The following is a 10,912-nucleotide window of genomic DNA, read 5'->3' as shown; positions in this document are numbered from 1 at the left end:
ACCGCGGGGCCCGCACCCGAGGGCGGCTGGCAGGTCCTGGTGCAGGACACCGACGAGGACCCCGCATGTCAGGTGGCCCTCTTCAGTGATGCGGGCCTGGCCACCTCGAGCACCCGGCGGCGACGATGGTTCCGGGCCGGCGAAGCGCACCACCACATCGTCGACCCACGCACCGGCGTCTCGGCCGACCCGGTGTGGCGCAGCGTCAGCGTAGGTGCCGACACCTGCCTGGCTGCCAACACCCTGAGCACCGCAGCGATAATCCGCGGCCATCGGGCTCCCGATTGGCTTGCCTCCCTTGATGTTCCGGCTCGCCTGATCGCCCATGACGGATCGGTGCGGACGGTCGGGGGCTGGCCGCAATGATTCGGCGGAACCCGTGAGCCGGCTGCATATCGACTGGACCCTCTGCGATGCCCGCGGGCTGTGCACCGAACTGCTGCCCGAGCTGCTGACCCGCGACGACTGGGGTTACCCGCTGTCCCGCACTGGATCACGCGAGCCGGAGATCCCGGCCGGGGATGCGAAGTACGCCAAGGCCGCGGTCAAGCGCTGCCCGCGGCTGGCGCTGAAGATTCTGGACTGATCCGGATTCCAGGCGCACCTCTTCGTGCCCGCCTCATAGCGACAATTGCCGGCCCCGAGTCGTCGGCGCGCGGATTGTCGCTACGAGGCGGGCAGCACGGCACCGTCGCTCCCGGCGGGGATCAGCCCACCAGGCGGGCGATGCAGCGTAGCGGGATGTGCAGCCAGTCCGGCCGGTGCCGGGCCTCGTATCGAGCCTCATACACCGCCCTGTCGAGTTCGTAGGCGGTCAGCACATCGGCGTGCAGTCGCGGATCTGCGCCCGACCGGGCCGCATAACCATCGCAGAAAGCCGCGCTGTTACGGTCCGCAACGGCGTGATCGGCGGCGGCACAGGAGGAGGCATAGGAGAACGACCGCACCATCCCGGCAACGTCACGCAGCGGCGAATCCGGTTGGCGCCGTTGGCTCAATGGCTGTTCCGGTTCGCCCTCGAAGTCGATCAGCAGCCACGCCTCCGGTGTGCGCAGCACCTGACCCAGGTGCAGATCTCCATGCACCCGCTGCACGGTCATCGGCGTGCCGGCCACCGCGGCATAGCGCTCCTCGATGGCCGATGCGAAGTCACTCAGTTGAGGAACACTGTCCACGGCCACGGTGAGGCGCGCACGCATCCGATCAACAGGCACGGTGGCAACCCAGGTTCCGAGTGCGGTGGCCAAATCGCCGTGCACCGAGGCGACCGCCTCGCCTAGGCGATAGGACTCGTCGGCACCCAGATCGCCGGCTGTCGCCATCGTCCAGCCGTCCACGGCGCCGGTGCAGTACTGACTCGCGATGGCCAGCGCGCGGGACTCACCGCCCTCGGCGATTTCATAACTGCCAACCAGTCGCGCCACATGCGGATTGCCGGCCGCACCGAGGATCCGGTTGAGCTCGACATCGGGGTTCACCCCGACGGCCACACGGCGGAACAGCTTCAGGATCACCTGCTCGCCGAGAACCACACTGGTGTTGCTCTGCTCGGAGCCGATCACCCGTGCGGAGGCACTGACGTGCGGCACGACATTCGGTTCCATCAATCCCAACAACTGCCGAGCGGCATCTGACTCAGATTCCGGTGGCACGACCACCTGGTAGCACTGCGCTGACCCATCGGTGTAGGTGATATCCAGCAGCGTGATATTCACCTGGTCGCGCAGCGGCAGCACCACACGGGGCAGCACCGAGGACAGCACTCGATCGCGTCCGGCGTACCAGCGCTGACGCGGAAGCCATTGCGCCCAATCAGGATTCACCGGACATCAGTCGCGGACGCGAACCACGACCTTGCCTCGGGCGGTGCGGTTCTCCAGCGCCGCGACAGCCTCGGCGGCGCGGGCGAGCGGGTAGACATCGGGCTGCGGTGCGGCCAGCGCGCCGGACTTCAGCAGCGCAGCCAGCCCCTGCCACTGCTCCCGGAGAGCATCGGGATGGCTCATCGTCCAGGCACCCCAGCCGACACCGACCACGTCGATGTTGTTGAGCAGCAAGCGGTTCACCTTGACCGTCGGGATCTCCCCGCCGGTGAAACCGACCACCAGCAGCCGGCCGGCCGGGGCAAGCGAGCGCAGCGAGTCGGTGAACCGGTCACCACCGACCGGATCCATCACGATGTCGACGCCCCTACCGCCGGTGAGTTCAGCGACCGCGTCCTTGAATCCGTCGGCGAGCACCACATCGGTGGCACCGGCCGCGCGGGCGACGTCGGCCTTCTCCTCGGTACTGACCACCGCGATCACCCGGGAGGCTCCCAGTGCCGGAGCCAGCCGCAGTGTCGAGGTTCCGATACCCCCGGCCGCACCGTGCACCAGCACCGTCTCGCCCCGTGCCAGCCGGCCGCGCACGGTGAGTGCGAAGTACACCGTCAGATCGTTGAACAACAGGCCGGCGCCGGCCTCGAAGCTGACCGAGTCGGGCAGCGGGAAGACCCGTTCGGCGCCGAGCACCGCGGTCTCTGCCATCGCGCCGCCGATCATCGTCAGCCCGAGCACCCGATCGCCGGGTTTGACGTGCGCGCCCGCGGGTGCGGATCGGACCACCCCGGCCAGTTCGGCGCCGAGGGTGAACGGCAGTTCCGGGCGGTACTGATAGAGCCCACGGGTCAGCAGTGCGTCCGGGAACGCGACCCCGGCGGCGTGAACATCGACGACGACACCGCCGTCGGCGGCCGGTTCGTCGATCTCGACGATCTCCAGCGACTCGGGACCACCGAGTGCACCGACCCGGACCGCCCGCATCAGGGCAACTTGATCGACAGCAGAGTGACCTGTTGCTCGCCGCGGGGGGTGCGGTAGGTGATCTCCGCACCGGCCTTGTGCCCGAACAGGGCCAGGCCCAGCGGGCTGTCGGCGGTCAGGGTGGTGTCCTCCTCACCGGCCGGGGTCTCCTCGATGAAGTTGACCACCCGCATCTTGGTCTCCTCGCCGTCCGGCCAGCGCAGCTTGACCTGGGTGCCGTTGGGCAGCTGGCCCTCGACGGTGGTGTTGCCACCGGCAAGGAGCCAGGTCAACCGGGCGATCTGCTCATCGAGCCCGCCGAGATCCTCGGCCCGCTGCAGGGCTTCGGCGGCGTCACCACGGTCGCCCACGCTCTCGGCGTCCGCCCGGAGCTCGGCGTGCAGCTGCTCGCGCCGGCGCCGCAGTTCGGCCAGCTCGGATTCCAGGCGGGCGTGCTCCTGCTCGGCGAATTTCTTGGATCCCGTGTTCGGACTCATGCCGACAAGGTACCGGGTCGTCCCTGGGCACGGAGGAGTACCGCCGTCGTCCGCACCACGGCTGATCCCCGCCCCGGGGTATCGTCCGGTCCGTGGCCACCCGCGATCACGGAGACCCGGGGGACGCCCCGACCATTCCCCCGCCGCTGACTGAGATCGCCGACCCCGCACGGCCGTCCGCGGCCGAGGAGGCGCGCACCATCGCCGCGTCCACCAACGCCGCGACACTGGCCAGCCTGACCACCGCCGGTGATCCATGGGCGTCGTTCGTCACCTACGGACTCCTGGGCGGGGCACCGGTGCTGTGCGTCTCGCAACTGGCCGAGCACGGTCGCAACCTGACCGCCGACCCGCGGGCCAGCCTGTCCATCGTCGCTCCCGACGCCGAGGCCGACCCGCTGGCCAGCGCGCGCATCACCCTGGCAGGGGTGGTCGAGCAGCCGGCCGGCGCTGAGTTGGAGGCCGCCCGCGCCGCGCATGTGGCGGCCGTCCCGGCAGCGAAGTACTACATCGACTACAGCGATTTCTCAGTCTGGGTGCTGCGCGTGGCGCGGGTCCGCTGGGTGGGCGGCTACGGCCGGATGGATTCCGCGACCGCGGCCGACTACGCGGCCGCCGCACCGGACCCGATCCGCCCGCATGCGGCCGGCGCCATCGAACACCTCAACGCCGACCACGCCGTCGCGCTGTCCGACATGGCCCGGGCCCTGGGCGGTTACCCGGACGCCGAGACGGCGGTGTGCACCGGCATCGACCGTTACGGCCTCGATCTCAAGGTGACGACGCCACGCGGCGCACCCGCCTACACCCGGGTGGGGTTCGGTACGCCGCTGGTCTCGTTCGGCGAACTGCGTTCCGCGACTGTCGATCTCACCCGCCGAGCACGCGGCTGAGGAACTCCACCTGATCGGCCTTCACCCGGGGGTCGTGGTAGATCATGAAGTGCCCGTAGGGGTAGCGCCGCAACTCACCGCGCGGCGCACGCCGGGCGGCTTCGATGCTGGGCCCCGGCGGTGTGGTGGCGTCGTCGTCGCAGACGCAGAACAGCACCGGAACGCCGATCCGCGCGACCAGGCGCCCGGGCCGGTAGAGGCTGAGATGCAGAACTATCCGCGCAGCGACTTCGTTGCGCCACAACGACTCCGGTGTGCGGATCGCATCGAATCCGGGCTTGGCCTCCGGTGCCGTCATCGCGGCGAAGGTTCCAGGTTCGCCCACCGCCGGCAGGTACCGCGGCGGCCGGCCGAGCAGGGCGCCGAGTTGATCGGCCACCGCGGCGACGGCGGCCCGGAGGACGTTTCGCACCGGCATGGCACGGACGGCTGCAACACTGTCGGTGAAGGGCGCCTGGGAGATCACCGCGGCGATCCGCGGATCACCGGCCGCCACGGCCAGCACATGGCCTCCGCTGAACGACGAACCCCACAGCGCGATGCGGTCGGGATCGATGCCCTCGGTGTGGCGGGCCCAATCGATCACCGCGCGATAGTCGTCCTGCTGGCGGCCGATATCGAGCAGTTGCCGGGGTTGTCCTCCGGATCTGCCGAAGTGTCGGTAGTCGAACACCACCACCGCGAAGCCCGCGTCCGCGAAGGCCTCGGCATAGCCGGGCAGTGCGTCATCGCGGGTGGCCGAGAAGCCGTGCGCCATCACCACGCAGGGCACCGGGCCGGCAGCACGGGCGGCCGGCCGGTACAGGTAGGCGGCCAGTTCTTCGCCGTGGGAGGGGATGCGGACGTCCTCGCGGATCAGCGGCACGCACACCAGTATGAAGTAGCCTTCCTGCAGGGCACGGGCGGGAGAAGAGGAAGTCATGGCTGGAACCGACGAACGTCAGGCACTCACCCAACTGGGCGCAGACCATGGCTGGAATCACCTGATGAGCAGCGACCGCACCGACGCTTTCGGCCGCGGCAAAATCCGCGTCCGGGTCATCTGGCAGGACAGCGAGACGATCTCCGGTGCGGTGTACTTCGAGGACGATATGTACGAGGTCTACACCCGCGAACTTCCCAAGGTGCAGGGCTGGCTCAAGCGTTAGTCAGGCCGAATACCCCGGCCAGCTCCCGCAGCGCCGGGCGCGGATCCCACATCGGGTTACCGTCACCGAGAACCTGCACCACCACATGATCGGCTCCGGCGTCGAGGTGCGCGGTCACCGTCGCGGCAGCCTGCTGGACTGAGCCCATACCGACGATGCCCCGGGCCAGCCGCTCCGAACCACCGGGGATGAAGTCCGACTCGTCAAAACCTTGCCGGAGCCATGAATTGCGGTAGTTCGGCAGTCCGGAGTAGATCTCCAGATGCTGATGCGCGCGACCCATCTGCTCGGCATCGTCACCGCCGACCACGACGGCCTGCTCGGACACGATCCACTTGTCCGGCCCGAGGATCTCGCGGGTCCGCGCCGTCTGCTCCGGGTTGACCAGGTACGGATGCGCCCCGTCGGCGTGGGTCCCGGAAAGCTCAATCATCCTGGGGCCCAATGCCGCCAGCAGCCGGGTGGGCCGACCGGAACCGGACTCGACCGCCTCCGGGAGGGCCGCCATCCGATCCAGATACGTCCGCATGGTGGACAGCGGCTTGTCGTAGGTACCGCCGAGCATGTTCTCCACGAGCGGTCCGTGGCTGACTCCGAGGCCGAGGATGAACCGGCCGGGGTACAGCGCCGTCAGTGTGCGGCCGCCGCCCTCCATCGTTCCGGCCCCGCGGGCATGGATGTTGGCGATACCGGTGCCCACCACCAGGCGTTCGGTGGCGTCGAGGAAGGCGGCCGATTCCACCATGGCGTCCTTGAGTCCCACCTCGGGCAGGAACAGTGAGCCGTACCCCAGCGACTCGATCTCCCGAGCCACCTCCTGGGCCGCCGGCATTGGCCAGAATTCGCTGGCCCACCAGACGCCGATGCGGGACGGGAAATCGATGCGGGCTCGGTTGATCACGGCGCACTCCTAGACGTCGGTCATTTCTCACCTGTCAGCATGGCGATCGACCTCCGCAACGCTTCCGCCGGGGTGGCCGACGCTTACAGTAGGGCCATGGCCGTCAGCTTCGATCTCTCCACCGTGTTCCGAACCGTCGCAGAGACACTGCCGGACCAGAAGGTCTTCGTCTGGCGTGACCGGCGGCTGACCTACGCGCAGATGGACGCCCGCATCGACGGCGTCGCGCACTACCTGGCGGCCCAGGGCCTGGGCTGTCACGCCGAGCGCGACTCGCTGGCGGGGCATCAGTCCGGGCAGGACCACGTCGGGCTGTACCTGCGCAACGGCAACGAGTACCTCGAGGCGATGGTGGCCGGCTACCGAGCCCGGGTGGCGCCGTTCAACATCAACTACCGCTATGTCGAAGAGGAACTGCTGTACCTGCTCGGCGACGCGAAGGCGCGTGCACTGGTGTACGCCGGTGAGTTCGCCCCGAACGTGCAGGCCATCCTCGGCCACCTGCCCGACCTCACGGTGCTGATCCAGGTCGACGACGGATCCGGTAACGAGCTGCTGCCGGGTGCGGTGGATTACGAATCCATCACCGCCACACCGGCTCCGGCCGGCGGGATGCCCACTCCCAGCGGCGACGACCTCTACGTCCTCTACACCGGCGGCACCACCGGAATGCCCAAGGGGGTGCTGTGGCGTCAGCACGACATCTTCATGTCGGCGATGGGCGGCCGGCCCTTCATGGCGGGCGGAGCGGCGCTGAACTCCTACGAGGACCTGATCGAACAGGTCCGCGCACAAGCCGGTTTCCGATCGCTGCTGCTGCTTCCGCCGCTGATGCACGGTGCTGCGCAATGGGGTGTGTTCAACACCATCAGCACCGGTGGCTGGATCGCCATCCCCGACGATGTGGTCCGGTTCGACGCCGATGGAATTCTGCAACTTGCCGCCCGCGAACGGGTGCTCGGCATTCCGGTGGTCGGCGACGCCATGGCCCGTCCGCTCGTCGATCAGATCGAGAAGGGCGACTACGACCTGTCCGGGCTGCTGGCCCTGACCAACGGCGGGGCACCGCTGTCGCCGACGGTCCGGGATCGTCTCCTGGAGGCACTCCCGAATCTGATGATCATGGACGCCGTGGGCGCATCGGAGTCCGGCGCGCAGATGACCACCATCGCCACCAAGGGCGCCGACGTGCAGGCGGCGACATTCACCGCACTCGCTGACACCACCGTGGTGGCAGCGGACTTCAGCCGGGTGCTCCTGCCCGGCGAGGGCGACGGCTGGCTGGCCCGTCGGGAGTTCGTGCCGCTGGGCTACCTCGGGGACGCGGAGAAGACCGCCCGCACCTTCCCCACCATCGACGGTGTGCGTTGGTCCATCCCCGGCGACAAGGCGCGCATCCTGGCCGATGGCCGTATCGAACTGCTGGGCCGGGACTCGGTGACGATCAACTCCGGCGGCGAGAAGATCTTCGCCGAGGAGGTCGAACGCGCCGTCGCCAGCCATCCCGCCGTCTACGACGTCGTGGTGACCGGCCGGCCATCGGAGCGCTGGGGCGCGGAGGTGGTGGCGATCGTGCAGTTCAGCGAAAACCGCAGCGCCACAGACGAAGAACTCGCTGATGCCTGCCGGGAGCACATCGCCGACTACAAGGTCCCCAAGGCATTCATCCGCACCGAGAAGGTGGTGCGCTCACCGGCCGGCAAGGCCGACTACAGGTGGGCGAAGGCGATCGCGACGGGACACACCGGTTGAACGTGGGCCCGTTGGACATCTGAGGCCCGATTGCCGTCCATGGGGCACACGCTCGACGACAGCGGACTATGTATGGTTACATACTTAAATGGCTGGACCCCGTGAACGGATGGTCGTCTCCGCCGCCCTGCTGATGCGGGAGCGCGGAGCGCGATCCACCGCAATCGCCGATGTTCTCGAGCACAGCGGTGCGCCGCGCGGATCGGCGTACCACCACTTCCCGGGCGGCCGCGAGCAGTTGCTCTGCGAAGCGGTCGACTATGCGGCAGGCTACGTCGCCGACGCCATCGCCGGTGCCTCCAGTGCGGTGGGGATGCTCGACGTCGCTGTTCGCTTCTATCGGAAGGGCCTGCTGGACAGTGACTTCCGGGCGGGCTGCCCGGTGATGGCGGTGGCCGTCGAGGCCGGCGATCCGGACCCCCGGACCGCTGCCGCCGTGCAGCACGCCGCGGACGCTTTCGAGCGATGGAATCAGCTGATCGCCCAGCGGCTCATCGCCGACGGCGTCAGCCGCGGCAAGGCCGTCGAACTGGCGGCCCTGGTGATCGCGGCCCTGGAGGGCGGGCTCGTCATGGCCCGCACGGCGCGTGATGTCGCTCCCCTGGACGCCGTGCACAAACGGCTGCGCAGCCTGCTGAAGTCCGAGACGGAAGGAAACTGACATGGCCGATGAGTGGCAGAAGACAGCCTGCATCCTCTGCGAGTGCAACTGCGGCATCACCGTGCAGACCGAGGATCGCAGCCTGGTCAAGATCCGCGGCGACAAGGACCATCCGGCGTCGCAGGGGTACACCTGCAACAAGGCGCTGCGACTGGACTTCTATCAGAACAACCCCGACCGCCTGACCTCGCCGATGCGCCGCCGCCCGGACGGCAGCTACGAGGAGATCGACTGGGACACCGCCATTTCCGAGGTCGCAGCCGGCTTCCGCCGGATCGCCGATGAGTACGGCGGCGACAAGATCTTCTATTACGGCGGCGGCGGCCAGGGCAACCACCTCGGCGGCGCCTACAGCGGTGCGTTCCTCAAGCCGCTCGGCTCGCGCTATCGCTCCAACGCGCTGGCCCAGGAGAAGACCGGCGAGTTCTGGGTGGACGCCAATCTCTACAGCGGCCACACCCGCGGTGAGTTCGAGCACGCCGAGGTGTCGGTGTTCGTCGGCAAGAACCCGTGGATGTCGCAGAGCTTCCCGCAGGCGCGTACCGTCCTGCAGGAGATCGCCAAGGACCCGGCCCGCTCGATGATCGTCATCGACCCTGTCGTCACCGACACCGCCGCGATGGCCGATTTCCATCTGCGGGTGCGGCCCGGAACCGACGCCTGGTGCCTGGCCGCACTGGATGGCGTGCTGGTGCAGGAGAACCTCTGCGACGAGGAGTTCCTTGCCGAGCACGTGCACGGCGCCGGCGAGGTGCGCGCGACATTGGCCGCCATCCCGGTCGCCGACTACGCGCAGCGCTGCGGCGTCGACGAGGAACTGATCCGGGCGGCCGCCCGCCGGATCGCCGAGGCCGACAGTGTGGCGGTGTTCGAGGATCTCGGCATCCAGCAGGGCCCGAACAGCACGCTGTGCTCCTATCTGAACAAGATGCTGTGGATTCTCACCGGGAACTTCGCCAAGCGGGGCGGCCAGCATCTGCATTCGATGTTCGGCCCGCTGATCTCGACCTCCAGTTCCGGCGTCGGCCGCACCCCGGTGACCGGCGCCCCGATCGTCGCCGGCCTGGTGCCCTCCAACGCGGTGCCGCAGGAGATCCTCACCGACCACCCGGACCGGTTCCGGGCGATGATGGTGGAGAGTTCCAACCCGGCCCACTCGATCGCCGACTCGGCGGCCTGCCGGGAGGCGTTCGCGTCGCTGGAACTTCTGGTCGTCATCGACGTGGCGATGACCGAGACCGCGCGGCTCGCGCACTATGTGCTGCCGGCGGCCAGTCAGTTCGAGAAGTGCGAGGCGACGTTCTTCAATCTGGAGTTCCCGCACAACACCTTTCATCTGCGTCACCGCCTGTTCGAGCCGCTGGCCGGCACGCTGCCCGAGCCGGAGATCTGGGCGCGGCTGGTGCGCGAACTCGGTGTCGTCACCGAGGAGGAGTTGAGCCCGTTGCGCAAGGCGGCCGAGCAGGGACTCGACACATTCCTGCAGACCTTCTTCACTGAGATGGCCGCCAATCCGGCGCTGAACAAGGTGCTGCCGTATGTGCTCTACGAGACGCTCGGTCCGAGCCTGCCCGAGGGTCTGCGGGGTGCGGCCGCGCTGTGGGGCCTGGCGCAGAAGGCAGTGATGACCTACCCGGATGCGGTGCGCCGGGCCGGGCACGCCGACGGCAACGCGTTGTTCGAGGCGATCCTGTCCAGCCGGTCGGGGGTGATCTTCACCGAACACGAGTACGGCGACGACTGGAACCTGATCGGTCATGCCGATCACAAGATCGCCCTGGTGATCCCCGAACTGCTCGCCGATCTCGCCGCACTGAAGGACGCCCGGCCCGGACTGACCACCGACGAGTTCCCGATCGTGCTCTCTGCCGGCGAGCGGCGCGCCTTCACCGCCAACGACATCCTGCGCAATCCGGACTGGCGCAAGCGCGACGCCGACGGCGCATTGCGGGTCAGCGTCTCCGATGCCGCCGCACTCGGTCTGGCCGACGGTGGGCGGGCGCGGATCACCACCGCTGCCGGCAGCGCGGAGGCGAGAGTCGAGATCAGCGAGGCCATGCTGGCCGGACACGCCTCACTGCCCAACGGCTACGGGATCGACTTCATCGACGCCGCCGGCCATCGCCGGGTGCCGGGGGTGGCGCCCAACGAGCTGACCTCCAGCGAGTGGCGCGACGCCTACGCAGGCACCCCCTGGCACAAGCATGTACCCGCCCGGATCGAAGCCCTCGCCTGATCCCCGCGAGCGTGCGTGTCTGCGCAGCGACACGCCGCCCG

At 68.7% G+C, this 10,912-nt stretch carries 12 protein-coding genes; 7 read left to right on the top strand and 5 right to left on the bottom strand.

Features of this window, described 5'->3' with window-relative positions:
• Together ACR2JI_RS04100 and ACR2JI_RS04095 are read left to right on the top strand one after the other, a co-directional pair.
• A partial coding sequence (locus ACR2JI_RS04100) for an FAD:protein FMN transferase (RefSeq protein ID WP_526388299.1) occupies nucleotides 1–366 on the top strand: 366 nt, incomplete at its 5' end.
• A gap of 13 nt (nucleotides 367–379) precedes the next feature.
• On the top strand, nucleotides 380–586 hold the full coding sequence (locus tag ACR2JI_RS04095) for a ferredoxin (protein ID WP_526388297.1): 207 nt from the start codon (nucleotides 380–382) through the stop codon (nucleotides 584–586).
• Nucleotides 587–707: 121 nt separating this feature from the next.
• Here the strand turns inward: ACR2JI_RS04095 and ACR2JI_RS04090 are convergent, their stop codons facing one another.
• Genes ACR2JI_RS04090 through ACR2JI_RS04080 form a run of 3 tightly spaced genes read right to left on the bottom strand, consistent with a single transcriptional unit; the run spans nucleotide 708 to nucleotide 3,280 of the window.
• Nucleotides 708–1,823: a maltokinase N-terminal cap-like domain-containing protein gene (locus tag ACR2JI_RS04090; RefSeq protein WP_526388295.1), complete on the bottom strand. Its 1,116-nt coding sequence runs from the start codon at nucleotides 1,821–1,823 to the stop codon at nucleotides 708–710.
• Between the two features lie 6 nt (nucleotides 1,824–1,829).
• Nucleotides 1,830–2,804 carry an NADPH:quinone oxidoreductase family protein gene (locus tag ACR2JI_RS04085; protein WP_526388293.1) on the bottom strand — a complete coding sequence of 325 codons (975 nt, stop codon included), beginning with the start codon at nucleotides 2,802–2,804 and terminating at the stop codon, nucleotides 1,830–1,832.
• Nucleotides 2,804–3,280 (bottom strand): GreA/GreB family elongation factor, encoded by a 477-nt coding sequence (locus ACR2JI_RS04080; protein ID WP_526388291.1) that lies wholly within the window; start codon nucleotides 3,278–3,280, stop codon nucleotides 2,804–2,806. The genes ACR2JI_RS04085 and ACR2JI_RS04080 overlap by 1 nt, the downstream gene beginning before the upstream one ends.
• Nucleotides 3,281–3,372: 92 nt before the next feature.
• On the opposite strand from ACR2JI_RS04080, the gene ACR2JI_RS04075 reads away from it, so the two are divergent.
• Nucleotides 3,373–4,173 (top strand): HugZ family pyridoxamine 5'-phosphate oxidase, encoded by an 801-nt coding sequence (locus ACR2JI_RS04075; protein WP_526388289.1) that lies wholly within the window; start codon nucleotides 3,373–3,375, stop codon nucleotides 4,171–4,173.
• Here the strand turns inward: ACR2JI_RS04075 and ACR2JI_RS04070 are convergent.
• Entirely contained in the window at nucleotides 4,151–5,032 is an 882-nt protein-coding gene (locus tag ACR2JI_RS04070; RefSeq protein ID WP_526388309.1) for an alpha/beta hydrolase, read from the bottom strand. The two genes, ACR2JI_RS04075 and ACR2JI_RS04070, sit on opposite strands and share 23 nt — an antisense overlap.
• Before the next feature lie 61 nt (nucleotides 5,033–5,093).
• Between ACR2JI_RS04070 and ACR2JI_RS04065 the strand changes: the two genes are divergently transcribed.
• Nucleotides 5,094–5,321 (top strand): hypothetical protein, encoded by a 228-nt coding sequence (locus tag ACR2JI_RS04065; RefSeq protein ID WP_526388287.1) that lies wholly within the window; start codon nucleotides 5,094–5,096, stop codon nucleotides 5,319–5,321.
• On the opposite strand, the gene ACR2JI_RS04060 is transcribed toward ACR2JI_RS04065, so the two are convergent.
• The gene (locus tag ACR2JI_RS04060) at nucleotides 5,311–6,219 is read right to left on the bottom strand and encodes an LLM class F420-dependent oxidoreductase (protein WP_526388307.1); all 909 of its coding nucleotides are present in this window, start codon (nucleotides 6,217–6,219) and stop codon (nucleotides 5,311–5,313) included. The genes ACR2JI_RS04065 and ACR2JI_RS04060 overlap by 11 nt on opposite strands.
• 99 nt (nucleotides 6,220–6,318) lie before the next feature.
• Between ACR2JI_RS04060 and ACR2JI_RS04055 the strand changes: the two genes are divergently transcribed.
• The 3 genes from ACR2JI_RS04055 to ACR2JI_RS04045 all read left to right on the top strand — a co-directional run bounded on the left by ACR2JI_RS04055 (nucleotide 6,319) and on the right by ACR2JI_RS04045 (nucleotide 10,871).
• Nucleotides 6,319–7,974: an AMP-binding protein gene (locus tag ACR2JI_RS04055; protein WP_526388285.1), complete on the top strand. Its 1,656-nt coding sequence runs from the start codon at nucleotides 6,319–6,321 to the stop codon at nucleotides 7,972–7,974.
• 88 nt (nucleotides 7,975–8,062) lie between these two features.
• A complete protein-coding gene (locus ACR2JI_RS04050; protein ID WP_526388283.1) occupies nucleotides 8,063–8,635 on the top strand; it encodes a TetR/AcrR family transcriptional regulator in 573 nt (190 codons plus the stop codon).
• Between the two features lies 1 nt (nucleotide 8,636).
• Nucleotides 8,637–10,871: a molybdopterin-dependent oxidoreductase gene (locus ACR2JI_RS04045; protein ID WP_526388281.1), complete on the top strand. Its 2,235-nt coding sequence runs from the start codon at nucleotides 8,637–8,639 to the stop codon at nucleotides 10,869–10,871.
• Nucleotides 10,872–10,912 lie beyond the last annotated feature (41 nt).

Origin of the sequence: Mycobacterium sp. (genome assembly GCF_051006775.1) — a bacterium.
Taxonomy (GTDB): domain Bacteria; phylum Actinomycetota; class Actinomycetes; order Mycobacteriales; family Mycobacteriaceae; genus Mycobacterium.
The sequence above is the reverse complement of the archived record's forward strand: the minus strand, read 5'-3'. Positions and strand labels throughout refer to the sequence as shown.

Excerpts from the sequence above, each read along its gene's own strand:
- ACR2JI_RS04055 (WP_526388285.1), top strand. The coding sequence starts at position 6,319 with ATGGCCGTCAGCTTCGATCTCTCCACCGTGTTCCGAACCGTCGCAGAG.
- ACR2JI_RS04065 (WP_526388287.1), top strand. The coding sequence starts at position 5,094 with ATGGCTGGAACCGACGAACGTCAGGCACTCACCCAACTGGGCGCAGAC.
- ACR2JI_RS04045 (WP_526388281.1), top strand. The coding sequence starts at position 8,637 with ATGGCCGATGAGTGGCAGAAGACAGCCTGCATCCTCTGCGAGTGCAAC.
- ACR2JI_RS04080 (WP_526388291.1), bottom strand. The coding sequence starts at position 3,280 with ATGAGTCCGAACACGGGATCCAAGAAATTCGCCGAGCAGGAGCACGCC.
- ACR2JI_RS04050 (WP_526388283.1), top strand. The coding sequence starts at position 8,063 with ATGGCTGGACCCCGTGAACGGATGGTCGTCTCCGCCGCCCTGCTGATG.
- ACR2JI_RS04085 (WP_526388293.1), bottom strand. The coding sequence starts at position 2,804 with ATGCGGGCGGTCCGGGTCGGTGCACTCGGTGGTCCCGAGTCGCTGGAG.